Annotated in this window: 22 protein-coding genes and 1 pseudogene; 11 read left to right on the top strand and 12 right to left on the bottom strand. The window is 70.7% G+C overall.

Annotated features, from left to right (window positions below; translation table 11 throughout):
* The coding region (locus tag ABT061_RS28900) for an RICIN domain-containing protein (protein WP_350923803.1) at positions 1 to 535 on the bottom strand (535 nt) is incomplete at its 3' end.
* Between the two features lie 283 nt (positions 536 to 818).
* Here ABT061_RS28900 and ABT061_RS28895 point away from each other — a divergent pair.
* The 3 genes from ABT061_RS28895 (at position 819) to ABT061_RS28885 (ending at position 2,966) form a co-directional block, all read left to right on the top strand.
* Positions 819 to 1,709 carry an alpha/beta fold hydrolase gene (locus ABT061_RS28895; protein WP_350923801.1) on the top strand — a complete coding sequence of 297 codons (891 nt, stop codon included), beginning with the start codon at positions 819 to 821 and terminating at the stop codon, positions 1,707 to 1,709.
* Positions 1,706 to 2,260 carry a nucleoside/nucleotide kinase family protein gene (locus ABT061_RS28890; protein ID WP_350923799.1) on the top strand — a complete coding sequence of 185 codons (555 nt, stop codon included), beginning with the start codon at positions 1,706 to 1,708 and terminating at the stop codon, positions 2,258 to 2,260. The genes ABT061_RS28895 and ABT061_RS28890 overlap by 4 nt, the downstream gene beginning before the upstream one ends.
* A 127-nt stretch (positions 2,261 to 2,387) precedes the next feature.
* Positions 2,388 to 2,966 (top strand): HAD-IA family hydrolase, encoded by a 579-nt coding sequence (locus ABT061_RS28885; protein ID WP_350923797.1) that lies wholly within the window; start codon positions 2,388 to 2,390, stop codon positions 2,964 to 2,966.
* A 2-nt stretch (positions 2,967 to 2,968) separates the two neighbouring features.
* Here ABT061_RS28885 and ABT061_RS28880 read toward each other — a convergent pair whose 3' ends face one another.
* Genes ABT061_RS28880 through ABT061_RS28870 form a run of 3 tightly spaced genes read right to left on the bottom strand, consistent with a single transcriptional unit; the run spans position 2,969 to position 6,171 of the window.
* The gene (locus ABT061_RS28880; RefSeq protein ID WP_350923795.1) at positions 2,969 to 3,736 is read right to left on the bottom strand and encodes a sugar phosphate isomerase/epimerase family protein; all 768 of its coding nucleotides are present in this window, start codon (positions 3,734 to 3,736) and stop codon (positions 2,969 to 2,971) included.
* A 32-nt stretch (positions 3,737 to 3,768) separates the two neighbouring features.
* Entirely contained in the window at positions 3,769 to 4,764 is a 996-nt protein-coding gene (gene cydB, locus ABT061_RS28875) for a cytochrome d ubiquinol oxidase subunit II (RefSeq protein ID WP_350923793.1), read from the bottom strand.
* A 21-nt stretch (positions 4,765 to 4,785) separates the two neighbouring features.
* A complete protein-coding gene (locus tag ABT061_RS28870; protein WP_350923791.1) occupies positions 4,786 to 6,171 on the bottom strand; it encodes a cytochrome ubiquinol oxidase subunit I in 1,386 nt (461 codons plus the stop codon).
* Positions 6,172 to 6,466: 295 nt separating this feature from the next.
* Between ABT061_RS28870 and ABT061_RS28865 the strand changes: the two genes are divergently transcribed.
* Together ABT061_RS28865 and ABT061_RS28860 are read left to right on the top strand one after the other, a co-directional pair.
* On the top strand, positions 6,467 to 7,141 hold the full coding sequence (locus tag ABT061_RS28865) for a pyridoxamine 5'-phosphate oxidase family protein (RefSeq protein ID WP_350923789.1): 675 nt from the start codon (positions 6,467 to 6,469) through the stop codon (positions 7,139 to 7,141).
* Positions 7,142 to 7,152: 11 nt separating this feature from the next.
* The gene (locus tag ABT061_RS28860) at positions 7,153 to 8,160 is read left to right on the top strand and encodes a zinc-dependent alcohol dehydrogenase family protein (protein WP_350923786.1); all 1,008 of its coding nucleotides are present in this window, start codon (positions 7,153 to 7,155) and stop codon (positions 8,158 to 8,160) included.
* 20 nt (positions 8,161 to 8,180) lie between these two features.
* On the opposite strand, the gene ABT061_RS28855 is transcribed toward ABT061_RS28860, so the two are convergent.
* Complete coding sequence (locus tag ABT061_RS28855) at positions 8,181 to 9,011, bottom strand: Sco1979 family transcriptional regulator (protein WP_502991494.1); 831 nt, start codon at positions 9,009 to 9,011, stop codon at positions 8,181 to 8,183.
* A 309-nt stretch (positions 9,012 to 9,320) separates the two neighbouring features.
* On the opposite strand from ABT061_RS28855, the gene ABT061_RS28850 reads away from it, so the two are divergent.
* The 5 genes and pseudogenes from ABT061_RS28850 to ABT061_RS28830 all read left to right on the top strand — a co-directional run.
* The gene (locus ABT061_RS28850; RefSeq protein WP_350923783.1) at positions 9,321 to 10,136 is read left to right on the top strand and encodes an SAM-dependent methyltransferase; all 816 of its coding nucleotides are present in this window, start codon (positions 9,321 to 9,323) and stop codon (positions 10,134 to 10,136) included.
* 95 nt (positions 10,137 to 10,231) lie between these two features.
* Positions 10,232 to 10,840, top strand: a complete 609-nt coding sequence (locus ABT061_RS28845) for a TetR/AcrR family transcriptional regulator (RefSeq protein WP_350923781.1) — start codon at positions 10,232 to 10,234, stop codon at positions 10,838 to 10,840.
* Positions 10,740 to 11,387, top strand: a complete 648-nt coding sequence (locus ABT061_RS28840) for a zinc ribbon domain-containing protein (protein WP_350923970.1) — start codon at positions 10,740 to 10,742, stop codon at positions 11,385 to 11,387. Before ABT061_RS28845 ends, ABT061_RS28840 begins: the two co-directional genes overlap by 101 nt.
* Positions 11,388 to 11,677: 290 nt before the next feature.
* Complete coding sequence (locus ABT061_RS28835; protein ID WP_350923779.1) at positions 11,678 to 12,190, top strand: hypothetical protein; 513 nt, start codon at positions 11,678 to 11,680, stop codon at positions 12,188 to 12,190.
* A gap of 303 nt (positions 12,191 to 12,493) precedes the next feature.
* Positions 12,494 to 13,468 (top strand): annotated as a pseudogene (locus tag ABT061_RS28830) (RNA polymerase sigma factor); the annotation flags it as partial.
* A 14-nt stretch (positions 13,469 to 13,482) separates the two neighbouring features.
* Here the strand turns inward: ABT061_RS28830 and ABT061_RS28825 are convergent.
* The 5 genes from ABT061_RS28825 to ABT061_RS28805 all read right to left on the bottom strand — a co-directional run bounded on the left by ABT061_RS28825 (position 13,483) and on the right by ABT061_RS28805 (position 18,348).
* Positions 13,483 to 14,313, bottom strand: a complete 831-nt coding sequence (locus ABT061_RS28825) for an NAD(P)H-binding protein (protein ID WP_350923776.1) — start codon at positions 14,311 to 14,313, stop codon at positions 13,483 to 13,485.
* Between the two features lie 291 nt (positions 14,314 to 14,604).
* A complete protein-coding gene (locus tag ABT061_RS28820) occupies positions 14,605 to 15,579 on the bottom strand; it encodes an ABC transporter substrate-binding protein (RefSeq protein WP_350923774.1) in 975 nt (324 codons plus the stop codon).
* 12 nt (positions 15,580 to 15,591) lie between these two features.
* A complete protein-coding gene (locus ABT061_RS28815) occupies positions 15,592 to 16,623 on the bottom strand; it encodes a LacI family DNA-binding transcriptional regulator (RefSeq protein ID WP_350923772.1) in 1,032 nt (343 codons plus the stop codon).
* 266 nt (positions 16,624 to 16,889) lie between these two features.
* Positions 16,890 to 17,030, bottom strand: coding sequence for a hypothetical protein (locus ABT061_RS28810; protein WP_350923770.1), 141 nt, complete (start codon positions 17,028 to 17,030; stop codon positions 16,890 to 16,892).
* 148 nt (positions 17,031 to 17,178) lie between these two features.
* A complete protein-coding gene (locus ABT061_RS28805; RefSeq protein ID WP_350923768.1) occupies positions 17,179 to 18,348 on the bottom strand; it encodes a UDP-N-acetylglucosamine--N-acetylmuramyl-(pentapeptide) pyrophosphoryl-undecaprenol N-acetylglucosamine transferase in 1,170 nt (389 codons plus the stop codon).
* Between the two features lie 357 nt (positions 18,349 to 18,705).
* Between ABT061_RS28805 and ABT061_RS28800 the strand changes: the two genes are divergently transcribed.
* The gene (locus tag ABT061_RS28800; RefSeq protein WP_350923766.1) at positions 18,706 to 19,917 is read left to right on the top strand and encodes a leucine-rich repeat domain-containing protein; all 1,212 of its coding nucleotides are present in this window, start codon (positions 18,706 to 18,708) and stop codon (positions 19,915 to 19,917) included.
* A gap of 204 nt (positions 19,918 to 20,121) precedes the next feature.
* Here the strand turns inward: ABT061_RS28800 and ABT061_RS28795 are convergent, their stop codons facing one another.
* Together ABT061_RS28795 and ABT061_RS28790 are read right to left on the bottom strand one after the other, a co-directional pair.
* A complete protein-coding gene (locus tag ABT061_RS28795) occupies positions 20,122 to 21,405 on the bottom strand; it encodes a hypothetical protein (RefSeq protein ID WP_350923764.1) in 1,284 nt (427 codons plus the stop codon).
* Between the two features lie 98 nt (positions 21,406 to 21,503).
* Positions 21,504 to 25,604: an Ig-like domain-containing protein gene (locus tag ABT061_RS28790; protein ID WP_350923762.1), complete on the bottom strand. Its 4,101-nt coding sequence runs from the start codon at positions 25,602 to 25,604 to the stop codon at positions 21,504 to 21,506.
* Between the last annotated feature and the right edge of the window lie 25 nt (positions 25,605 to 25,629).

The raw sequence follows: 25,629 nt of genomic DNA, 5'->3' as shown, positions 1-25,629 counted from the left end.
TCACGTTGTTGTCGGTGCTCACCCCACCCGCGATGGTCAGACACTTCCCCGTCTGCACATTCCTGACCTGGTACTGCCCCGTACCGGTCACATCGGCCAACCTCCAGCGACGCGAGGGGTGGGCGTCGCAGTCGTACTGCAACGCCGTCACGTTGTTGTCGGTGCTCACCCCACCCGCGATGGTCAGACACTTCCCCGTCTGCACATTCCTGACCTGGTACTGCCCCGTACCGGTCACATCGATCAACCTCCAGCGACGCGAGGGGTGCGCGTCGCAGTCGTACTGCAACGCCGTCACGTTGTTGTCGGTGCTCACCCCACCCGCGATGGTCAGACACTTCCCCGTCTGCACGTTCGTCAGCATCAGGGTGTTGGCGGCCGCGGCGCTCACCGGGAGCGGAGGCCTCTCGGCATTCGCCGCGGCGCGGGCGCCGGCTGCCGCCCCGGGCCCGCCTCCGACGGCGGGCAGCGCCGCGGAGGCGAGAAATGTGATCGCCCAGGCGCACACCCTGGTCACGGTACGTCTGCGGGACATGAGGCCCTCCTCGATCTCGAACCTTTCGACCGCGAGGGGAGAACGCCCCTGACCACTGAATGATCATTTGACCTGGGCAACGCCACCATAGGCGGTCGCCGCCGGCCGGAGCCACCCGCCACGCGGGGCACCGTCCACGGGCCTTTCCCGCGGTTGACACCGCCTCGGGCGAGCCTGCCCGCCCGAACCCGGCGGATGGCTCGGCCGTCGCGCGGGCCCCTGCGGCGCTTCGTCGATGGCGAACACGCGTTCCGGGGCGGCGTCCGCTCGGTAGGTTGCCGGGGTGGCGACGATTCGACGAGACGGCGTGGAACTCGCGTACGACGAGGCGGGCTCCGGTCCCGCGGTGCTGTTCGCGCACGCGGGAATAGCCGACCGGCGGATGTGGGAGCACCAGTTCCTGGCGCTGTCGGCGCGCCACCGGGTGATCCGCTACGACTGGCGCGGGTACGGCGAGTCCGGCGACGCGGCCGGCGGGTTCGCGCACCACGAGGACCTGCTGGCGGTGCTCGACGCGCTCGGGGTGGAGCGGGCAGCCCTCGTCGGCTGCTCGATGGGGGGCGCGTACGCGCTGGACGCGGCCCTTGCCGCCCCCGGACGGGTGACCGCGCTCGCACTGGTCTGCTCGGGCCTGTCCGGGCACGCCTGGCCGGCGGAGATGCTGGAGCAGGCACGGGTACGCGTGCACAGTGCCGTGCCCGCCGACCGGCTGCGGCGTTACCGCGCCGGGGAGGCGGAGACGGTCGACGCCGCGGACGTGGCGGCGATGGCGGAGGCACAGGTCCGCTGGCAGGTCGCCGGGCCGGACCGCGGCCGGGAGGATCTCGCCCCCGCGGTCTGGGAGGCGGCCGTCGCGATGTGCCGCGGCGTGTTCGAACGGCTGTGGAGCGGCCCGCCCTCCGCCGAACGGCAGCTCGATCCACCGGCGAAGGGGCGGCTGGGCGAGATCGGGGTGCCCACGCTGGTGGTCAACGGACTCGCCGACGTGCCGCAGATCCAGGCCGTGTCCGGCCTGCTGGCCGACGGCATCGCGGGGGCACGCCGGCTGGACCTGCCCCGGACGGGTCACCTACCGCCACTGGAGCGGCCGACGGAGACGACCTCCGCGCTGGCGGAGTTCCTTGGCGCGCTTCGTCGGCCCGCCGGACGGCCGGGCCGGGGTGACGCGCGATGACGCCGGCCGTGAACGGCCACGCGCCGCGGATCTCCGCCTGGCTGCGCGCCCGCCCCGCCAGGGCGGGACGCACCCGTGTCCTGGCCGTCGAGGGGCGGTCGGGGTCGGGGAAGTCCACCCTCGCCACCGCCGTGGCCGCGGAGCCGCCCGCTTCCGTCATACGGATGGACGACCTCTACCCGGGGTGGGACGGCCTGCTGAGCGGGGTCGACGCGCTGGTCGAGTGGATCCTGCTGCCGCTGAGCCTGGACCGGCCCGCACGATGGCGACGCTACGACTGGGCGGACGGCGCGTACGCCGAGTGGCACGAGGTTCCGGCCGCCGGGACCCTGGTCGTCGACGGCACCGGCTCCGGCGCGCTGGCCGCCGCGCCGTACCTGAGCGGCCTGCTCTGGCTGGAGGCGGCCGACGAGGTACGCAAGGACCGCGCGCTGGGGCGCGACGGCGATCTCTACGCCCCGCACTGGGAGCGCTGGGCGGCCCAGGAGGAGAGTTTCCACATCCGCGACGACGTCCGTGCCCGCGCCGACCTGACGATCGTCACCGGCTGAGGCGCCGAACCGCGACCGCCCAGGAAATCCGAGACTTCCGACCCGGAAGTGCCTCTCCACCCCGGCGCGCCGGGCAGGCTGGAGGGGCACCGGGCACGCCGGTGCCGGCCCACAACGAGGAGAGCCCGTGACCACATGGATGCTGCTTGACTACGGCGAGGTCATCTCCATGCCACAGCCCGCCGGCGAGATAGCGGTCATGGCGGAGCTCGCCGGCCAGGATCTCGCGACCTTCGGTGACCGCTACTGGCGCCACCGCGACGCCTACGACCTCGGCCAGGCCCCCCACGCGTACTGGAGCGAGGTCCTCGGCCGGACGCTCGACGACGGCGATCCCCTCGTGGCCAGGCTCGACGCGGCCGACACCGCGAGCTGGTCCCACCTCAACCCCGAGACCCTGCGCGCGATCGAGGGGTTCGCCGGGCGCCACCGGCTCGCCCTGCTGTCCAACGCCCCCGAGTCGCTGGCGGCGGCCATCGACGACGCGCCGTGGTCCGCGGCGTTCACCCATCGCTTCTACAGCTGCCGGCTGGCCCTGGCCAAGCCGGATGCCGCCGTCTTCGAGCAGGTCCTGCGCCGGCTCGACGCCGCCCCCGGTGACGTCACCTTCCTCGACGACCGGGCGGTCAACGTCCGCGCCGCGGCGGCGCTCGGTATCAACGCCGTCCTCCATCCGGCGCGACCGTCCTCGTGGCACCGGGGCTGAGGTCAGGCCGAGAAGCGCGTCACCCACTCGCGGGCGCCGGGAAGGATCTCCTCCACCGGCGCCACCTGCGGGTACCAGGTGCGTTCCCATTCCAGGCAGACCCAGCCACCGAAGCCGCGCAGCAGATCGCCGCACCCGTCGAGGGGAACCCCGCCCGCCCACATCGGCACCGGAGTGGTGTCGGTCGCCGAGACCGCGTCCTTGATCTGCACGTACGCGAGGTGATCGCCCAGCGCCGCCAGGGTGTCGGCGGGCGCCTCGCCGTGGCGCCACGGGTGCAGCACGTCCCACAGCGCGCCCGCGGTCTCCGGCACACCCGCGGCGTCCAGCAGCCGCCCGACCGCGGCACCGGTCGGCATGGCGTCGTGGGTCTCCACCAGCACCCGTACCCCGGACTCGGCGCACAGGTCCGCGACCGCGCGCAGCCGCCGCGCCCCCGCCTCGAGGTCCTGCCCGCCGGGAAAGACCCGCACGGCGGGAGCGCCCAGGTCTGCGGCGAGGACCAGGTCCTCACGAAGTTCCCGTACCACGGGCTCGTCCGGGCCGGTCACGGCGATCCCGACATATCCCGCGAGGGCGGAGATCTCCAGCCGGGCCGCCCCGACGGCCGCGCGGACCTCCGCCCGCCGCGCCGGGGAGAGCCCGGCGTGGACCCCGGTATCGGGGTGGAGGCGGAGTTCGAGCCCGGCGCACCCGTACGCCACGGCCGTCTCGACGGCCCGCGCGAGGCCCTGCCCCGGCATGCCGAGCGTGCTGAACGCCAACCGCATCGAGCCCCCTTGGAAAACATTCATCGTAGACGCTAGGCCGCGTGGGCGCCTCCGTGGTCGGTGCGGGTCAGGCGGCGGCGGAAGACCCAGTAGGTCCAGCCCTGGTAGGCGAGGACCAGCGGGGTGAAGATGACGGCGACCCACGTCATCACCGTGAGCGTGTACGGGCTGGAGGCGGCGTTGTCGACGTTCAGGCTGTTGGCCGGGTCCAGCGCGGGCATCACGTCGGGCCAGAGGTTACCGAAGAGGGTGACCGTGATGGCGATGACGGCCACCGCGTTGGCGGTGAAGGCCCAGCCGTCGCGGCCGCGCAGGGTGGCGAGCAGCGCGCCCGCGATCCCGGCGGCGGCCAGCGCGGCGCTCGCCCAGGTGGCGGGCCTGCCGCCGCTGAGCTGGGTGACGGCCAGGAAGGCTCCGCCCACGACCAGCGTGACCACGGCGAGCCTCTTCGCCATGACGGCCGAGCGGGCGCGCAGGTCGCCGTCGGTGCGCAGGGTCAGGAAGAGCGCGCCGTGCAGCACGAACAACGAGAGCGTGGCCAGGCCACCCAGCAGCGCGTACGGGTTGAGCAGGGTGAGCAGCGTCCCGGTGTACTCGTGGTCGGCGTCCAGCGGGACACCCCGGACGATGTTGGCGAAGGCCACGCCCCACAGGAAGGCGGGGAGCAGCGATCCGATGAACAGCGTGCGGTCCCAGCCTCGGGAGCTTTCGCTCTTGTTGCGGTACTCGATGGCCACGCCACGCAGGATGAGCGCGACGAGGATGAGGAACAGCGGCAGGTAGAACCCGCTGAACAGGGTCGCGTACCACTCGGGGAAGGCGGCGAACGTGGCGCCTCCGGCGACCAGCAGCCAGACCTCGTTGCCGTCCCAGACCGGCCCGATGGTGGCCAGGACGGTCCTGCGGTCGGCCTCGTCCCTGCCCAGCAGCGGCAGCAGGATACCGACGCCGAAGTCGAATCCCTCCAGGACGAAGTAGCCGGTCCACAGCACGGCGATGAGCACGAACCAGACGGTGGTGAGTTCCATGGGGGTTCCTTGGTGGGTGCCTCAGTAGGAGAGCGCGGGGGTGGTGTCTTCGGACGGCTTCTCGGTCTCGTCCTCGGGGCCGAGGCGGATGAACTTGAGGAGCAGCCGGACTTCGATCGCCGCGAGCACCGCGTAGAGAAGGGTGAAGCCGACCAGGGTGATCGCGACCTCGGTGACGTCGACGCCCGGTGAGACGGCGGCCGCGGTACGCATCAGCCCGAAGACGGTCCAGGGCTGGCGGCCCATCTCGGTGAAGATCCATCCCAGCGAGTTGGCCAGGAAGGGCAGCGCGATGCCGGCGATGGCGATCCGGTGGAACCACGGCCCGGCGGGGAGTCTGCGGCGCCGGGTGAGCCAGAGCCCGGCCAGGGCCAGCAGCGCGGCCAGCACGCCGAAGCCGATCATCAGCCGGAAGGACCAGTAGGCGAGACCGACCACCGGCCGGTAGTCACCGGGGCCGTAGATGGCCTCGTAGCGGGCCTGGATGTCGTTGATGCCCTCCACCCGGCCGTCCAGCGTGTTGGTGGACAGCAGGCTGAGCCCGTAGGGGATCTGCAGGTTGATGTGGTTTCGACCGTTTTCGACATCGCCGACGGCGAACAGCGAGAAGCCGGCGGAGGTCTCGTCCTCCCACAGCGCCTCGGCGGCGGCCATCTTCATCGGCTGCTGCTCGGTCATGATCTGCGCCTGCCAGTGCCCGGAGGCGGCCACCCCGACCGAGGCGACCAGGGTGACGGCCATGGCCACCCGCGCCGAGGTGCGGAAGAGCTCCACATGCCTCTTTCTGAGCAGCTGCCAGGCGCTCACCCCGGCGACGAACGTCCCGGCGGCGATGAACGCGCCGAACAGCACGTGCGGGAAGGTGACCAGGGTGGTGGAGTTGGTGAGCACCGCCCAGATGTCGGTGAGCTCCGCGCGGCCGGTCTGCGGGTTGAGGCGGTAGCCGACCGGGTGCTGCATCCAGGAGTTGGCGGCGAGGATGAAGTAGGCCGACAGGTTGGTGCCGATCGCGGCGATCCAGATCGTGGCCAGGTGGACCCTGGGCGACAGCCTCTCCCAACCGAAGATCCACAGTCCGAGGAAGGTGGACTCCAGGAAGAAGGCCATCAGTCCCTCCATCGCCAGCGGCGCGCCGAACACGTCACCGACGAAGCGGGAGTAGTCACTCCAGTTCATCCCGAACTGGAACTCCTGCACGATGCCGGTGACCACCCCCATCGCAAAGTTGATCAGAAACAGGCGGCCCCAGAACTTCGTCATCCGCAGGTAGGTGGGATTGCCCGTACGGTGCCAGGCGGTCTGGAATCCCGCGACGAGTACCGACAGACCGATCGTCAGCGGCACGAACAGGAAGTGGTAGACCGTCGTAATCCCGAACTGCCAGCGCGACAGATCCAAGACGTCCATCAATGCTCCGTCTCACGAGTGATATCTCCGCAAGGATTCCGATTAGGGGTGTTTGCCACGTAGGGCCGCCGGGCCCTGATCGGAAGGACCTTGGTCCCGCCCCCTCGTCCCGGTATCCGGGACTTACGGCCCTCACTGTGGAAGATCACGGACGGCGGCGAGGTTTCCGCAGGTGAGCTGGTGGGTTAGGGGTGTGTGGCTGCGGGGGAGGCCTCAGGTGATGCCGATCGGGGGACGCGGAGCCGGAGGAGCCCCGGACTCGCGGCGACATCGATCTTCGCAGTGGGAGAAACCCATGACCGGACGCAGATCGGCGCCGGGCGACCTTGGCCGCCGGATCGCCAGACGACGCGAGGATCTCGGCCTCAGCCGGGAGGAGCTGGCGAGGCGGGCCGGAATCGATCCCGGTTATCTCGCCTACCTGGAGGAGTCCGTGGCCTCACCGAACACCGGCACCGTGAACCGCGTGGCCACCGCCCTGGACACCAGGCCCGAGGAGCTGCTCGGCAAGTACACCGACCTGCCGCCCGGCCACGGCCGGGCAACGGGTCACCCCGTGCTGGAGAAGCTCAACCGGGACGAGTGCCTGCGGCTCATCACCCCCGGAGGGGTGGGCAGGATCGCCTTCGAGGGGGCCGACGGTCCGGTGATCCTTCCGGTCGACTACGCCCTGCTCGGCGACTCGGTGATCTTCCGCACCGCCTTCGGCGGCCCGCTCGACGCCCCCCTGCGCACCGGGGTCCAGGGGGTCGAGTGCAAGGTCGCCTTCGAGGTCGACCGGATCGACGACGCCTGCCACGAGGGCTGGAGCGTGCTGGTGCGCGGCGGGATCCAGCACGTCTCCTCCGAGGAGGACCGGGCCACCCTGGCGGCGCTGGGCGTCCGGCCGTGGGCGGGAGGCGAGCGGGAGCCGTACGTGAAGATCACCGCCGCCGAGGTCAGCGGCCGGCGCATCCGGCGCGGCGTGTGATCCCCGCGGAGATGGACGCCTGGGTCGTCGCCCACCCGGGGCCGATCCTCTCGCGTCCCCTGCGTCGGGTCCGCGTCCCGGTCCCCTCCCCCGGGCCCGGTGAGGTGCTGGTCCGCGTCGAGGTCTGCGCGGTCTGCCGGACCGACCTGCATCTCGCCGAGGGCGACCTGCGGCCACGCCGTCCGAGGACCACACCCGGCCACGAGGCCGTGGGCCGGGTGGTGGCCGCCGGTCCCGGCGCCGGGCGGCTGTCGCCGGGCACCCGGGTGGGCGCGGCCTGGCTCCGCTCGACCTGCGGTCACTGCCGCTACTGCCTGCGGGGCTCGGAGAACCTCTGTCCCCGCTCGACCTACACCGGCTGGGACGCCGACGGCGGCTACGCCGAATACCTGACCGTTCCCGAGGACTTCGCCTACCCGCTGCCGCCGGAGGCGCCGGCGGAGAAGCTGGCACCGCTGCTGTGCGCCGGGATCATCGGCTACCGCGCGCTGCTCCGCAGTGACCTTCCTCCCGGCGGGCGCCTGGGCATCTACGGCTTCGGCGCCTCGGCGCATCTGACCGCGCAGATCGCCATCGCCCAGGGCGCGACGGTGCATGTGCTGACCCGCTCGGCCAGAGCCAGGGAACTGGCCATGACGCTGGGCGCGGCCTCGGCGGGCGACGCCGCGGACGCCCCGCCCGAGCCGCTGGACTCGGCGATCCTGTTCGCCCCGGTGGGCGAGCTGGTACCGGTCGCGCTGGCCGCGCTGGACCGGGGCGGCACCCTCGCGGTGGCGGGCATCCATCTCAGCGACATCCCGCCTCTGACCTACCAGCGCCACCTGTTCCAGGAGCGCACCCTGCGCAGCGTCACCGCCAACACCCGGGCCGACGGCCGGGCCTACCTGGAACTCGCCATGGCCCACCCGCCCCAGGTGACCACGGTGCCCTACCCCCTGGCCGAGGCCGACCGGGCCCTGGCCGACCTGGCCGCCGACCGGGTCGAGGGCGCCGCCGTCCTGACGATCTCCTCCCCCTGACCGGTTCCGGCCAAAGGAGCTCAGACCTCCCTGAGGACGCGGTGCAGGATGGCCGCCGTCCCGGCCGGCTGCTCGGCCTCGATGCCCAGGCGGTTCAAGATGTGCCAGTAACGCTCGACGTCGGCGGCCTTGTCCAGGTAGAGGGCTCCGGTGAGCTGTTCGAGGTAGACCACATCGGGCAGTTGCCCCTCGGGGAAGCGCAGGATGGTGGCGGGGCCGGTCACCGCGGCGGCGGCTCCGACGCTGAAAGGCATGACCTGGAACGTGACATGGCCGAGCTCGACGATCTCCATGAGGTGCCTGAGCTGGGCGCGCAGCACCTCGGGGCCTCCGACGGGGCGGCGCAGCGCCGCCTCGTCGACGACCGCCCAGAGCGTGGGGGGCTCTGGACGCCACAGGAGTCGCCGGCGTTCCATGCGCAGGGCGACGCGGCGCTCGATCTCGGAGGTGGAGGCATCGGCGCAGGCGGACCGGATGAGAGCACGGGCGTAGTCCTCGGTCTGCAACAACTCCGGGACGGACTGGACGTCATAGGCGCGGATGAGGGACGCGGCCTGCTCCAGCCCGAGATAGGCGTCGGACCAGGCGGGAACCACGTCACCGTAGGCCTGCCACCAGCCGGGCCTGTTGGCCTCCGCGGCCAGGGCGAGCAGCGGGGCGCGTTCGTCGTCGTCGACGACCCCGTAGAGGGTGAGGAGATCGGCCACGTCGCGCTGCTTGAAACCGGTCCGCCCCAGCTCCAGGCGACTGATCTTGGAGTGCGACCCGCGGATCGCCTCCCCGGCCTCCTCACGTGTGATGTGACCGGCCTCGCGCAGCCGCCGCAGCTGCGCGCCCACCAGCATGCGCACCACGGTGGGCCCGGCCTGCCGGTGATCCGGGCTGTGACCATCGGTCTGCGCATTTACCGCCCGAACAATGCGCAAATCTGCTCCTCTGAATCGCAGTCGCTTGATCCGTGACTCTTCAAGACTTTCACGCCGAGGTTGCTTTTCGCAGTGGGACGAGGACTCTCCGCGAGAAATTCGTACCATCTCCACACGTAATGGCAAGATCGTGGCAGCCTCGGCGATCCGGCGGGGCAGCCGGCCGGAGCGCCCGCCGGGTCCTTACGGCTCCCGGAAACCGGCCCGGCCCCGATCCGACCCCAAGGAGAACGCGTGGACGGCGAGCGACCCCCTTTCGGATCCAACGAGCTCAACCCGCATGTCGCCCACAACGCCAGGGTCTGGAACTACTGGCTGGGCGGCAAGGACCACTATTCCGCCGACCGGGAGGTCGGTGACCGTGTTTTCGCGATGTTCCCGAACATCGTCCATGTGGCCCGCGCCGACCGGGCGTTCCTGGGACGGGTGGTCCGCCACCTGACCGGCGAGGTGGGGATCCGGCAGTTCCTCGACATCGGCACCGGGCTGCCCACCGTGGACAACACCCACCAGGTGGCGCAGCGGGTGAACCCGCGGGCGCGCGTCGTGTACGTCGACAACGACCCCCTCGTACTCGTGCACGCCCGCGCGCTGCTGTCCGGCACGCCGGAGGGCGCCACCGACTACGTCGACGCCGACGCCCGCGACCCCGAGACGATACTGCGGGCCGCGGCGAAGACACTGGATTTCGGCCGTCCGGTGGCGGTCATGCTCCTGGGCATCCTGAACTTCGTCCTCGACACCGCGGAGGCCCGGTCGGTGGTGCGCCGGCTCATGGACGCCGTGCCCTCCGGCAGCCATCTGGTGCTCACCCACCCGACCCTGGAACTCGGCGGCGAGGGCAACGTCGAGGCGATGCGTTTCTGGAACGAGCACGCCAAGCCCCCGATCGTCGCCCGCAACGGCCAGGAGATCGCCGCCTTCCTCGACGGCCTGGAACTGCTCGAACCCGGCCTGGTCTCGTGCTCGCTCTGGCGTCCCGAGCTGGCCGGCGTCGGCGGCGAGCCCACCCGGATCGCCCAGTACGGCGCCGTCGGCCGCAAGCCGTAGGCCAGGCGCCGCTCCCGGCTCCGCCCGGAGCCTGGAACGGCGTCCGGCTCCGGGCGGAGGTGATCGCCGGCCACCCCCGTTGCTAGCATCGACCCATGCCACGCCCGCGAACCGTCAGCGACGAGGCGATCTTCGCCGCGGTCGCGGGGGTCGTCAGCCGGGTCGGTCCCGCCAGGCTCACCCTGGCGGCCGTCGCCAAGGAGGCGGGGCTCTCGCCCGCCACCCTGGTGCAGCGCTTCGGTTCCAAGCGCGCGCTGCTGCTGGGCCTTCACCAGGGCGACACCGAGGACGTCCGCCGGCGGCTGCGCGCGGCGGGCCCCCGGAACGGGATCCTTGAGACGCTGCTGGACAACCTGGCGGACCTGGCCGGGCCGGTCTCCGACCCCGTGGCCTTCTCCAACCACCTCGCCGTCCTCCACCAGGATCTCAGCGACCCCGAGTTCCACGCCCAGGCGCGGGCACACGCCCGCGCCATGCGTGAGGAGATCCACGACCTGCTCGTCAGGGCCACGGAGGCCGGCGAGCTCCTGCCCACCGACCTCGCACAGCTGGCCCGCTCCGTGCAGTCGACCTACAACGGCGCGCTGGTCACCTGGGCGATCCATCGCGAGGCGCCGCTGGAGACCTGGCTCCGCCGCGAACTCGACGCGGTTCTCGCCCCCTGGCGCGCCACCGGGAAAGCACGGGAGCGGCAGGCACCCTAGGGCGGGCCCCTACGGCCCCGCCTGCCGGGGCGGACAGGTCGTCAAGGTTCCCGCCGCGGGCACCTCGCAGACGTGCCACCGGTGCGGCCACCGCGAGGCCACTAATCGCGACGGAACAAAGTTCGCGTGCCGCAACCCTGATTGCGGGTGGGTCGGCCACGCCGACACCAACGCCGCGATCAATATCAAGAACGTCGACGGCCCCAGCCTCGCCCCGGTCGTCGGCGAGCGTGGCCCGCCGCGCGGTGGGGACGTTCCCGACCGCTGCGGTCGCCCCGGGCGGGGCACGCGCCGCCGCCAACCCGGACGACAAGTTCCTGGCCGGGGAATTCGATCTGGTCCGGGTCGTGGATCCGGCGGGAGGCCAGGACAACCAGGTCAGGACCATCGACACGTCACTGAAGACCCTCCCCCACCGGGGCGGGAACAGGACGAGGATCCTGCTGACGATCTACGAGGGCCTGGGGAGGAACAGCGGTCCAGGGATCGTGGACGTGGCCCCGCCGCGGAGCTGGAGAAGGTCACTCTCTGGTACACGCCCAGGTGACCGGCCGCGGGGTGCGCGTCACGGCCCGGTGACCTGGCCGTCCTCTCTCCCATCGGCCGCCCCGAGTAAGGGATCGGCGCAGGAGGCGCCTGGCAACCCGCGAAAAACGACATCCGTCTGGAACGATCCAGGATTTCACCTCCCCGCGATCACCGCCAGGGCATGCGGTACGGGCACCTCAAGCACTCTCTTGTTCGCCGAAGGTTCCGATATCTTCGCAAAACAGCTGAAAAGCCGCAGTAGACACAAATGACTTTGACCTGCCACCGAGGATTGGCCATATTTGCGCAATGGTTAATCTACGCCCCCTCGCGGGAGCGATCCTCACATCCGCTCTGCTGATCGGCTACACCGCCGCCACCCCTGCGGCCGCCTCGACCGCGGAGACCGTCACGGTCTCCGTCACGGAGGCCGCGGCACGGCCGAGTAACGGAAAGATCCTCTACTCCCGCTACAGCCGCGGGCAGGGCACCCTGAAGGTCAAGAACGGCAACCGGACGGACGCCGTCATCACCCTGGTCCGCGGCAAGTCCAAGGCGCTCAGCGTCTACGTCCGCGCGCGGTCCACCGCCACCGTCAAGGTGGTCAGGGACGGCACCTACACCATCTTCTACACCTCCGGCTACAGGTTCAGCACCTCCAGCGGCAGGTTCACCCGCAACCCCTCCTACCAGCGCTTCGACGACCGGCTGAGGTTCGTCACGACCTCCACCAGCTCGACCATCTGGACCCTCACCCTCACCCCCACCAGGGGAGGCAACGCCCGTACCCGCGGCGTCTCTCCGGGCGACTTCCCGGCCTGATCCCCCGAGGTCCCGCACGCCCGACCGCCATCGCGACGCCCGCAGCGTCACCGAAGGGCGGCCGGGCCGCCTTCCCGCCGAGCGGGCGGCCCGGCCGCCCGCTCGGCGGCAGAACCCGACGACCCCACCCCATGAGAGCCCCGGCGGCGGAGGCTCTCCGCTCCTGGCGAAGGACACGACGGCGAGCCAGGCGCCGCAGCACACCTTCGCGGGACGTACCTTGAACTGCACGGGTTGTTGTATCTGACCAGACCCAGGGAAGGTGTGAACGCCATGGAAGCCGCCACCGTGGAAGGCACCGTTGAGGAAGACGAACTCGTCCTGACCGACGACGACGAGATGCCCGCCGCCCTGGAGGCGAGTGTCGGAGCGAGCACCGACCCGGTCAAGGACTATCTCAAGCAGATCGGCAGGATCCCCCTGCTCAACGCCGAGCAGGAGGTCGAGCTCGCCAGACGCATCGAGGCCGGCCTGTTCGCCACCGAGCGGCTCAACGACAGCGATCTACTCCAGCCCGACGTGCGCGCGGAGCTCGAATGGCTCGCCGAGGACGGCCACCGGGCCAAGAACCATCTGCTGGAGGCGAACCTGCGCCTGGTGGTGTCGCTGGCCAAGCGCCACACCGGCCGGGGCATGCTGTTCCTGGACCTGATCCAGGAGGGCAATCTGGGCTTGATCCGCGCCGTGGAGAAGTTCGACTACACCAAGGGGTTCAAGTTCTCCACGTACGCCACCTGGTGGATCAAGCAGGCGATCACCCGGGCGCTCGCCGACCAGGCCCGCACCATCCGCATCCCCGTGCACATGGTCGAAGTGATCAACAAACTGGCGCGCGTGCACCGGCAGATGACGACGGACCTGGGCCGCGAGCCCACCCCCGAGGAACTGGCCGTGGAGCTGGAGATGACCCCGGAGCGGGTCGTCGAGGTCCAGGGCTACGGCCGAGAGCCGATCTCCCTGCACAGCCCGCTGGGCACCGAGGGCGACAGCGAGTTCGGCGACCTCATCGAGGACTCCGAGGCGATCACCCCCGAGGACGCGGTGGCCTCCGCGCTACTCCAGGAACAGCTGCACACGATCCTGGAGGCGCTGTCGGAGCGTGAGGCCGGGGTGGTGGCGATGCGGTTCGGGCTTGGCGACGGGCGGCCGAAGACCCTGGAGGAGATCGGCCGCGCCTACGGGGTGACCCGCGAGCGCATCCGGCAGATCGAGTCCAAGACCATGACGAAGCTGCGCCACCCCTCGCGCTCACGGGCCCTGCGCGACTATCTGACCTGACCGGCCGCCGGAGCTCAGCCGCCCATGCGCGCGGCGAGGGCGGCGGCCGTCTCCTCCAGGCCGGCGGCCGGCCGGCCGAGCAGGCGCGCGAGGTCGGGGCCGGTCGCCGCCAGGGCACCGGCGCGCACCGCGGGGAACAGGCTGCCCAGCCAGCCGGCCTCCGCGTCGGTGATCTCCCGGTAGCCGACGGGGCTGCCCAGGACGCGGGTGAGAACCACGGCAAGCTCCGGATAGGTCCAGAGCGGGCCGTACAGCTCGTAGGTCGCGTTCTCGTGCCCGGCGCCGGTCAGGGCGGCGCTCGCCGCCAGCGCCAGGTCACGGAGCCGCGCGGTGTTGAGCGGCCGGCCGCCGGTGGAGGAGGTGATCTCGCCGGTCTGCCTCGCCTGGGCCAGTGCGGTCCCCAGGAACGCCTCGGAGTAGAGCGCGTTGCGCAGCACGGTGTAGGCCGTCCCCGACTCGCGAAGCGCCCTTTCCGTGGCCGTGTGGTCGGCGGCCGGGCCCTGGCCGTTCTCCGCGCCGGCGGCACTGGTGTAGACGATCCGGCGCACCCCCGCCCGGACGGCGCGGTCGACGACCGTGCGGTGCTGCCGCACGCGGACCCCGGGCGTCATGTCCGGGCCGGACACCAGGAGCAGGATCTCGATCCCCTGGAGAGCGGCGTCCAGACCGGCGGCGTCGTCGTGGTCTCCCCGACGCACCTCGACACCGCGTCCCGGCAGGTCGGCCGCCTTCTCCGGGGTGCGGGCGAGGGCGACGAGGTCGCCGGGAGGGACTTTGGCGAGCAGGTCCTCGACAACGAGGCGTCCTAGATTTCCCGTTACACCGGTCACAGCGATCCTGGTCAACTACGGCTCTTCTTTTCCGGCCCCCCGCGGGCGGCCTGGTCGGTGACAGCGTGGAGATGCCGAGGGAGCGTACCGGCGACGGGCCTTCGCCCGCCTCCGATTTAACTCCCGCCACGCTCCGGGCCGTCACCGCCGCCCGGCGGGGACCGGGCCACCCACCGGGCTCTCCAGGCATGCGACGGTGTCGCGCGCTGTCGTCTCCCAGGCGATCGGACCGCCGACGTCCGGATCCCCGGTGTCGGCGGTCCCCGGCCACCGGCGAGGCCCCGGGGGACCTCGCCGCCGGCACGGCTAGTACTTCCGATCGGGCAGGGCCGCCTTGGCCTGCTCGGGGGTGAAGGTGGTCTCCTCGGTGAGGACCCGCTGCGGGATCTGCTCGCCCTTGACCGCCTTCTTGACCAGGTCCATCAGTTGCGGGCCGAGGAGCGGACTGCATTCCGCGATGAAGTTGATCTTCCCGTCGGCCAGGGCCTGCATGCCGTCCTTGACCGCGTCGATGGTAATGATCTTAATGTCGGTGCCCGGCTTGAGCCCCGCGCCCTCGATCGCCTCGATCGCCCCCAGACCCATGTCGTCGTTGTGCGCGAACAGGACGTCGATGTCCTTGTGCGCCTTGAGGAAGGCCTCCATGACCTCCTTGCCCTTGGCGCGGGTGAAGTCACCGGTCTGCGAGGCGATGATCTTGAACTTGGGGTCGGCCGCGATGGCGTCCCCGAAGCCCTTCTTCCTGTCGTTGGCGGGCGCGGAGCCCGTGGTGCCCTGAAGCTCGACGATGTTGACCGGGCCCGGCTCGCCCTCGTACTCCTTGACCAGCCACTCGCCGGACTTCTGACCTTCGATGACGAAGTCGGAGCCGATGAAGGTCCGGTAGAGCGAGGTGTCGGCGGAGTCGACGGCCCTGTCGGTCAGGATGACCGGGATGCCGGCGTCCTTGACCTCCTTCAGCACGGTGTCCCAGCCCGACTCGACCACCGGCGAGAAGGCGATCGCGTCGACCTTCTGCTGGATGAACGAGCGGATGGCCTTGATCTGGTTCTCCTGCTTCTGCTGGGCGTCGGAGAACTTCAGGTCGATGCCGGCCTCCTTGGCCGCCTCCTGGACGGACTTGGTGTTCGCGGTCCGCCAGCCGCTCTCCGCGCCGACCTGCGAGAAGCCGAGCGTGATCTGGTCGGATCCGACACCGGCCCCGGTGTCACCTCCGCCGCAGGCGGTGAGCACGAGGGTCAGAAGCCCGGCGGCCAGCGCCGCGGGTACTTTCTTGAACATGGTTTCTCTCTTTCAGTGGGGGGCGGGACCGCTGCTCTCCCTGACCACCAGTTCGGGTTCCACGATGCGCGGGCCTTCTTGCTCGGTGCCCTGGATCCGGTCGAGCAGCAGCCGGAAAGCGTGCCGGCCGACCTCGCCGAAGTTCTGCCTGACCGTCGTCAGCGGCGGCCAGAAGTAGGCGGCCTCGGGCACGTCGTCGAAGCCCACCACGCTCACGTCCTCGGGGACGTGCCGGCCGGCCTCGCGCAGGGCCCGCAGCACCCCCAGGGTCATCTGGTCGTTGGCCACGAAGACCGCCGTGACCGACGGATCACCGGCCAGCCGCTTGCCGAGCCGGTAGCCGGAGTAGGCGCTCCAGTCACCGGCCGCCGCCTCGGGCACCGGCCGCCCCTCGGCCTCCAGAACGGACCGCCACCCCTCGACCCGTCCCCTGGCGTCGATCCAGTTGGGAGGGCCGGACAGGTGCCAGACCGTCTCATGGCCGAGGCTCAGCAGATGTCGCGTCGCCCGTACGGCGCCACCACGCTGGTCGACCATGACGACGGGGACCGGGATGTCCTCCCCGGCGTCCACCGCGACCACCGGGAGACCGGGTGAGAGGTGGCGCAGGCCGTCGGCGGCCGACTCGTGGGGAGCGACGATGACGATGCCGTCGACCGACTGCGCGCGCAACCGCTCGACCCCCTCACCGATCGACCTGCGATTCAGCGCGCCGAGGCTGGCGATGTTGACCACGTAGTCGTTCTGCCTGGCCGCCTGCTCGATCGCGTAGAGCGTGGAGGCGGGCCCGTACAGGGTGGTGTCGAAGCTGACCACGCCGAGCACACCCGAGCGGCCCGTGACGAGCTGGCGCGCGGCCGGGTTGGGCCGGTAGCCGAGCTTGTTCACCGCCGCCATGACGCGCGCCCGGGTCTCGGGGCGCACCCTGTCGGGCGCGTTCAGCGCTCGCGACACGGTCATGGCGGAGACCCCGGCGAGCTCGGCGACGTCGTCGAGCACCGCCGGTCTGGTCCGCGCCCTGCCGTCGTCGGAGCTCGGTGTCATGGGTTCCTCGCCATGTTTCGCTGGGGTTACCAGAGTGTTTGCGATAACACAGGACCTGTCAATACCGAGGAAGACACCTTTCCTCCACTCTGCCCGGCGAGCTGGATTTCCCTTCCCAGCCGGAGTTTCTTCCCGAATCGTGACACCGGATACTCTTGACGCCCTAGCTGATAGCGCTAACAATCAGAGCCCGACAACCACCCCTTCCGACCCGCACACAAGGGCGCCGGGCAGGACCTGAGAGAGGTGGACATCGTGGAAGAGCGTCAGACGTCCTGGAGTACGAGTGGCACCAGGACGGCGAGCCCGCGGGGCGGGTGCGCCGGGAGCCGGCGCACGACCCCGGCCAAGGGCACCAGGGTCGTGCTGGCGCGGACGGTTCCCGCGCGGCCGGCCGGCCTGCGCACGACGGCGCTCGCCGCCTGGCAGACGCACCTGGAGTTTGCTCTTCGCGGCCGTCCAGGGCGAGCCCCGGTGCCGGTCCGAGCGCCGTGTCGAGGGACTGCGGAAGCTGTACGAGGAGCGCCTGGGCCGACGGCGGACGGGCGCACCGGTTCAGCCGGTCTTGCCCACCCTCGCCTCCTCCAGGAGCACCAGGGCCAGCGCGTCGGCGGCGTCGACACGGCCGAGGGAGCCCGCGGCACCGGCCATGGCGGCACGGGCGCCCGGATCCCGCAGGAGCGCGTCCAACTCGGCCAGGAGCGCCTCGGCGGTGGGACCGTTCTCCAGCAGCGCCCGGGCGGCACCCGCCTCGGCGAGGTAGCGGGCGTTCTGACGCTGCTCGTCGGCGGCGGAGGGCACCAGGGGGATGAGGACGGACGCCTTGCCCACGGCGGTCAGCTCGGCGACGGTGCCCGCGCCGCTGCGGGAGACCACGACATCGGCCGCGGCGAACACGTCGGCCAGCTCCGCACCGACGTACGGCACGGGATGGTAACGATCGCGCAGCCGCTCGGGGAGCCCCGCGGCGGTACGGGTGAGCTGGCCGATCCAGTCGGGGCCGCACTGGTGGAGCACCTGCGCCCTGGCGAGCAGTTCGGGCAGGATCGTCTCGACCATGGTGTTGATCTGACGGCTGCCCTGCGCGCCGCCGGTCACGTAGACCACCGGCAGGTCGGGTGAGAGCCCGAAGTGGCGCCGTCCGGCGTCGACGTTGCCGCGCAGCAGATGGGGACGGACCGGGTTGCCGGTGACCACGGCACGGTCGCGCACCCCGGCGGGCAGGTGCTCGATCGAGGAGGGGTGGGTCAGCGCGATCCGCCGGGCGAAACGCGACAGGATGCGGTTGGCCAGACCCAGCGAGGTGATCTGCTCGTGCATGACCAGCGGGCGGCCCAGCACCCGGGAGGCGACGCCCAGCGGCACACAGACGTACCCGCCGGTCGACAGCACCACGTCGGGGCGGTAGCGGGCGGCGATGCCGAAGGCCTGGAGCACGCCGACGGGGATCCGGAACATGTCCACGAGGTTGGTGACCAGCTCACGCGGGTTGGGCGAGCGCCTGAGCTTCCCGGCCTTGATGGCCCGGAACGGGATGCCGTGCTCCGCCGCGATGCGGGCCTCCAGGCCGGTCGCCGTACCGACCCAGAGCACGTCCAGGCTGAGCCCCCGCGCGCCGGCATGGTCGCGCAGGGCCGCGACTGTGGTCAGTGCGGGGTAGGTGTGGCCACCGGTTCCGCCTCCGGTGACGAGCAACCGCAGGGTCCGGTGATTGCCGGCGTCCATGTCTGTCCATCCTTCCGATATCACGACGGTCCATGTTCGCGGTGTGCCGGACTGCTCCTGAGCCCCGGGCACGCCACCCGAGCCTCCGACGAAGATCCACTGACGAGCGACCGCAGGGTCCGGTGAATGCCGGCCTCCATATGTCGGTTCATCCTTCCGATGTGACAATGGTTCGTGTTCGCGGGGCGCACCGGAGTTCTCCGGGGCCCCGGGCACGGTACCCGAGGTCTCAGCGAAGATCCACATTGCCCTTCGTCGCCGGGCGGTCGCGCCCGGTGGTTTCTCCGACACGCCCGGCATCCGGGAGCGTCACTCGAACGGCGCACGGCATTCGTTGCGGTGAGTACCGTATGTGACATGGATTTGACGGAAGAGCATTTCGCCGGGGCGTCGGAGCGTCTTGGTGACGCGCTGACGGTGCTCCGGCAGCGAGCCGGGGCCGGCGCGGAGGCGCTGGACTATTTCGGTGACATCGCCGAAGAGCTGCATCCGATCGGATCCTGGCTACGGCGACCGGCTCAGGCCGGGGAGTGGCCGCACCACATCATGCCTCCCGTCTACGGTCTGCTGTTCGCCCAGGCGTGGTCGCTGGCCTTTCCCGGCGAGGCACCTTCGGTCTTCCCCCACGGCGCGGAGCGGACCGAGTCCGGGTGGACCGTGCAGCGGGCCACCATCTGGTTCGGCGACACCTACGTTCCCGGGTGGCTGGATGTGAAGGCGCCGTTGATCGTGATCGGTTCGCTGGTGGTGGAAGGGCTTCTCGACGACGGCGACGTCTCGGAGAGCTATCTCGCGGTGACCGGTGACCTGCGGGCCCGCGCGATCCACAGCGCGGCGGACCACCTGGTGCTCGGCACCGTCGCCGCGGGAGTGATCTTCTGTTCCGGCAACGACGGCTCCCTCGTCGCGGGCGGGGACATCATGGCGGACCTGTTCGTGCCCGCCGAGCACGCGTACGAGCACTACGGCCTGCTGCGGGCCGGTGTGGTCGGCGTCGGTGACCGCGCCGACATCGTGGCCGAGCGGCTGGCGCCGTGGCTGCCCTCGGGCTACGTCCGCCTCGGCGGGCTGGGCGAGCCGGTGGACCGCTGGCGTGTCCTGCAGGAGGCCGCCGCCGGGCGGTCACCGGTGCTCGCCCAGCCCCGGCCGGTGATGCTCCCGCCGCCGGCGCTCCTGCTCTCGGCCCTCGCCGCACCTGCCGGGGTGACGGAGCTCGACCTGTCCGGCAGCCGCCTGCACCGCATCCCCGAGGACATCTCGGCCCTCACCTCGCTGACCCGGCTGGACCTGGAGCACACACCGCTGACCGGCCTGGACGGCATCGAGGGTCTGCGCATGCTGGAGCACCTGTCGATCAGGAACACGCCCGTGCGGTCACTGGCCCCGCTCCAGGCGCTGAAGGATCTCCGTCACCTCGACGTCTCCTACTGCGAGGACGTCCAGGACTGGGCCGTGCTCCTCGACCTGCCCTCGCTCGACACGCTCGTCGCGCACGGCTGCGCCCTTCCGGCGCACGTACGCGCGCTGCTCGTCGCCAGGCTCGGCGACCGGATCATCGGGCGGGGCTAGGGCCTGTCCCGCGGATCTTGCCGTGGCGAGGATCGATCAGGTGGTGTCTCGCAAGGCGGAGGAGGGAGCCGCAGCGTGCTGCGGTGACCGACGACAACGCGGCGAGGCGCCGCCTGGGCGACCGCGGTAGGCAAAAGATCCAAGGGACAGGGCCTAAGCGAGGAGGACGGCCGGGCCCCGGCAGGGGCACCGGCCGAAGAGCTCTCACAGGCCGTAACGACTCTTGAGATGGCGCCACCAGTCGCGGAACATCCACTTGTCGAACTCGGTGATCTGACTGGCGCTTCCCGCCTTCATGAGGAAGCCTCCGACGCCGGTGGGCGTCCAGTCGTAGAAGTCGTCGAGGCCGAAGCTGTGTCCCAGCTCATGGAGCAGTATGTGTATGTTGTCGGCGTTGAGGTTGTTCACGTAGTACTCGCTGCCGGTGCGCTGGCCCCAGTCGCCGCCCGCGCCGCCGCTCATACCCGCGGTGAGCCACAGGGACATGTCGTAGTGGCGCGCGAGACCGCCGGGGCAGTTGGGATACTGACCGTTCTGGTTGAAGAACCGGCCGCAGGGCTGGGCGCACTGGGGGGCGTTCTCACGGATGTCGTTGACGTACACGTCCACGGAGCTGTCGCTCCACTGCAGGGTGGCGCGGTCGCGCACGGCCCAGCCGACCACCTTGACCGGGACGTTCGCGTACGGCCAGCCGTTGTGGCCGGCCATCACGTCCATCCACTTCTTGAACTGCCGGGCGAGCGAGGCGTGGATCTGGTCGCGCAGGGTGGCCGAGACCGGCGCCGAGGAGTCCCACCGCACGCAGTAGTTGATGCTCCCGCCGTTGGCCATGACCTGGTCCCAGCCGTAGTTGCGGAAGGCGGAGGGCCCGGGGTTGTAGGTGCTCTCGACGTGCTGCCAGACCTGGTTGAGCGGGGTGACGAGGCTGGCCGGCGGGCTCCAGCCGGTGCCGCCGCCTCCCTCGCCAGGTGACTCGGTGGCATAGACCTTCACCTCCAGCAGGCCGACCGAGCCCGCGCCGCTCTGCAGCAGCACGCGCAGCCTGGTCGTGGTGACGCCGGTGAAGGTGACCCTGTTGTAAGCGTTGACCGCCGTCGGGTAGCCACTCGCGCCGGTGACGTCGGCGTAGGCGCTCCCGTTCCAGTACTGCAGCCTCCACGACGCGGGCACGCGCACCCCGCCGTTGTCGTCAAAGAAGTACACCTGTGCCGAGCGCAGTGCCTGCGGCTGCGCCCAGGTCAGCTCGGCCCACTGCGCACCGGTCTGCGGCCAGGTGCCCCAGCGGGGGTTGACCGTGTCGTTGGACTGCGTGGGGTCGATGTCGTCCTTGATCGCCGCGATGCTCTCCCAGGGAGAGGTGTAGGAGGCGGTCGCGGTCGCGTTGACCGCCAGGTTGCCGTCTCCGGGCGCGGCCGCCGCCGCGTCGGCCGGAGACATCAGTAAGCCGAGTATCAGGGCGGGAACGGCCGCCATCCACCAACGTCTCATGCGCGAACCTCCGTAAGGCGTCAGGTCTCGAACGGTGGGCGTGCTTGCGGGGCCTTCCTCCCGGGCCTGAGCCCGGGAGGAAGGTGGGACACCGGTGCCTAGCCGGATGAGGCGGCGCCTCCCACGGCGCCTCCCACGGTGACGGTCGCCTGGGCGGTGAGCGAGGTGCCCGGCACGGTGCCGGTGACGGTGAAGGTCCCGGCCGAGGCATACCGGGAGGCGGGGATCGACGCCCAGTTCACCGTCGTGGTGACGTTGTCCTTCGAACCGTCGTTGAAGGTGGCGGTGACCGTCGGGGGCAGGGACGGGGCCACCTCCACCGGGGTGGAGACGGCCTCCGGCTCGATGAAGGTGATGCTGACCGCGCCGGTCGTCCGCACCCACACCGTGGCCGAGGCGGTCGCGGTCACCCCCTCGACGATCCCCGCCACGGTGAGACTCGAGCCGCCGTTCGCCACCTGGGCGGGGGTGATCTGTGCCCAGCTGACCGGGGAGTTCAGCCGGGAGCCGTTGGCGTAGACCTTCGTGACCGTGGCGGGCAGCGTGGGGACCTGCCCCGCCAGGGTCGCCTGGTGGACCGGGCGGATCGACTGCGGGACCTCCGCGTAGGCCCGCCACTCCAGGAGGCCGACGGATCCGGCACCGCTGGTCAGCGACACCCGCAGCCGGGTCGTGGTCACCGAAGTGAAGTCGACCTTGTTGAAGGCGTTCAGTGCCCTGTTGTACGCGCCCGCGCCGGGCACGTCGGCGTAGGCGCTCCCGTTCCAGTACTGCAGCTTCCAGGACGCGGGCACGCGCACCCCGCCGTTGTCGTCGAAGAAGTACAGTTCGGCGGAGTTGAGCCGCTGCGGCCCGCTCCAGGTCAGCTCGGCCCACTGGGTGCCGGTCTCGGGCCAGGTTCCCCAGCGCGGGTTGGCGGAGTCGTTGGAACTCGCCGGGGTGAACCCGTCGTTGATCGCGTTCACCGACTCCCAGGGGGAGGTGTAGGACGCCGACGCGATGGCCGAGCCCGCCACGTTGGCCGCGCCGCCCCCGCCGCCGGAGCCCTGGGTGACGGTGACCGTCACATCCGAGGTGGCCGAGGAGGTGCCGTCACTCGCGGTGAGCCGCACCGTGTAGGTGCCCGCGACGGTGAACGAGGCCAGCGTGACGGCCGCGGTCGGCGCGGTGAAGACGGCCGCCCCCGGGCCGCCGACCAGCGACCAGGCGGTGCTCAGGGTGCCGTTCGGCAGCGCGTCGTCCTTGACGGTGCCGAGCAGCCGCACCTGTGCGGGCTGGTTGTAGGCGGGATCCTTTCTGGCGAGGACGTACGGGGCCTGGTTGGTCGCGGCGGGCGGGCTGCCCGCGGAGTTGTAGATCTTGACCTCGGTGAGGCCCGTCCTGAGGCCCGCCCGGTGGGTCATCAGCACCCGGACCCGCTGGGCGCCGATCGCGGGGAAGCGGACCCGGTTGTAGTTGGACACCGGCGCCGCCGGGCTCTTGGCCTGGTTGGGGACGGTGACCCAGGTGCTGCCGTCGTGATACTGGATCTGGTACATCGCGGGTTCGGCGTAGCCTCCCGCCGCCCGGTCGTTGCGGAAGTGCAGCCGCACGTCGTTGAAGGTCTGCGACGAGCCGAGGTTGATCTCGTACCAGTCCTGGGCGTTGGCCGAGCCCTTGGCACCCCAGATCGGGTCGTTGATGGTGTAGCCGTCCACCGCCGCGGCCGTGGTGGTTCCGGACGCGGTGTAGGAGGCCGTGGCGGCCCGGCCCTGGGCGAGGTTGGCCGGGGCGGCGCCGGTGGTGAGGTTGACCCCGGCCTTGGCGAACATGTCGACCACCCGGGCGTCGGTCTGCACCACCTGGGTGGGCGCCTGCATGCCGGGCATCGCGACGTTGTAGCCGACGGTGCCGGCGGTGCCGGGGAAGGTCACCGCGCCGGTGGCCGGGTCGTAGACGAGCCGGGTGAGGCGGTCGACGGTGAGGGCACGGGTGCCGTTGACGTACACCGAGTAGCCCTGCGGGACACCGGCGTAGCGGACGACACCGTCGGCGGGGTCGTCCCAGACGATGCTCAGGTCGCTGTTGCGGTAGCGCAGGTTGTTGACCGTGAAGTGCGACCAGCCGATGTCGATCGGCGACAGTTCGACCTTGCCGTCGTCGCGCGGGCGCAGCCCCGCCACGTCCTCGACGACCGTCCAGTTGCTGCTGCCCAGGATCGTGTGGTGGATCCAGGAGCGGTAGTCGATGGTCTTCGTCCCGGGGTTCCAGTTGGCCCAGAACTCGTTGGAGTCGGGCCAGGCGGTGTTGCCGCCGACGTACTGCGCCCAGGCGTTCCAGTACAGCAGCTTCTTGTAGTGGTCGGCTGTGATGTAGGAGGTCGGGTAGTTGCGCAGTGCCGAGGAGAGCAGCCGGAACTGCACAGTCGAGTTGATCTGCGAGAAGTTGTTGGAACCCGGGTTGCCCGCGGCCGCCGCGGCGGCCTTGTCCTTCTGGTCGGCGGTGTAGAACGGGAAGATCGGATACTCGGTCTCGTCGTCGAACAGCCGCAGCGCCTCACGGTAGGTCGCGGTGTTGGGCATCAGGCCCACCGAGTACGGATAGAAGTTGTTGATCTCCTTCCAGGGCACCAGCGCGTTGGTCGACACGTGCCGGTGCTGCAGAACCTTCGCCGTGGGATTCCAGAGCACGTTGACGACCGCGTTCTTGACGTTGGTGGCGATGGTGCGCATCTCGTTGGCCTTGGCGGTGTCGCCGACCGCGTCGTAGGCGGAGGCCGAGGCCATGGCGTTGCTGTAGACGTAGGCCGACTCGGTGCGGTCCAGGCGCCCGGCACGCCAGTGGAAGGAGACGGCGTCGGCGTCGTTGCCGGTCAGCGCTCCCCAGTCGTACTCGATGAGGTTGTTGTGGTCCTGGTCGTAGAAGGCGAGCTGGCCCTTGACGTCCTGCTCGGCGTAGCGGGCGAGGTTGGCCGCGATGCCGGGCTGGCCGCCGTGGATCTGGTAGCTGCGCCAGGCCGCCTCGGAGATGTACTGGGTGTAGCTGTTGGACCAGTTCTCCGGATCACCCGGGTTGTCCATGTAGCGGCCGTTCTTCGACACCTCCCCCGCCGACACCCACGGCCCGTAGGAGTACATCGGGTTGCGCAGGTACTTGAGCTCGTCGACGAACATCGGCACGGTCAGCGCGATGGCGTTGTTGTACCCCAGTGCCCCCTCGACCGAGGTCGGCCACTGGTAGTCCTGGCCGGGGATGTCGGCGTCCAGGTGGTTGAAGCGCATCAGCCACCAGCGGTAGTAGACGCTCTTCTTGATGGCGGGCTCGGGCACGTCGATGTAGGGGACGTTCTGCGCCCACCACTGGTTGTAGGCCCGCACGTGCGTCGCGAACGCGGCGGCGGGGGTGGCCGAGCGGTACGACTGGTACTCGGTGAGCGAGGCCGGGAGCTCGTCGGTCACGAAGCCCATCGCCACCTTGGTCGTCACGGTCGCCCCGGCGGCGACGGTGACCGAGCGGGTCAGGTCGGTGCCGCTGACGGCGAAGCCGTCCCCGGAGAGCCTGGGGAAGATCGTGGTGAGCTTGTTCTTGGCGTCCACGATGCCGGTGAGCTCGGCGCCCGCCGGGGTCTTGGCGTACGGCGAGGTCGCCTTCAGGGTGAGCGTCTGGGACCCGGAACCGTTGTTGGTGACCGACAGGTTGGTGACGGCGACGTTGTTGTGGGTGATGAACTTGGTGACGTTCACCACCAGGGAACCGCTGGTGTGCACGCTCTTCCAGTGGCTGGGCGCCTGCCGGCGCTGGGCGGGCTGCTCGGTGAACGTGCCGGGCGAGATCGCCACCGAGTAGGCGTTCTCATTGGAGATGCTCTCCCAGTAGGCCACCTGACCGCCGAAGCCGATGACGGACGGGGTGTGGTTCTTCATGAAGACCGCGCGGCCCCGGCTCATCAGCCAGGTGCCCGCGGGGTCGTTGCCGGAGCGCGACAGCAGCCGGTCCATCCAGAAGTCGGTGCCCGGACTCTCGGCGTCGTAGATGCTCTGCATCATGTTGCCGGGCGTGTACGAGACGGGCGGGGCCGGGATCGCGGGCCCGCCGAAGGTGGGCAGTCCGATGCTCTGCACCGCCGAGGCGGAGGTGCCGAGCGTGAGCGAGGTCGCGGTGAGAAGCAGGGTGACGGCGGCGGCGGTCAGCGACCGCCGGGCGCGGGAGAGGACGGGCATCGCTTCACATCTCTCGGAGGGGGGT

It is taken from the genome of Streptosporangium sp. NPDC002544 (assembly GCF_040295965.1).
GTDB lineage: Bacteria > Actinomycetota > Actinomycetes > Streptosporangiales > Streptosporangiaceae > Streptosporangium.
The sequence above is the reverse complement of the archived record's forward strand: the minus strand, read 5'-3'. Positions and strand labels throughout refer to the sequence as shown.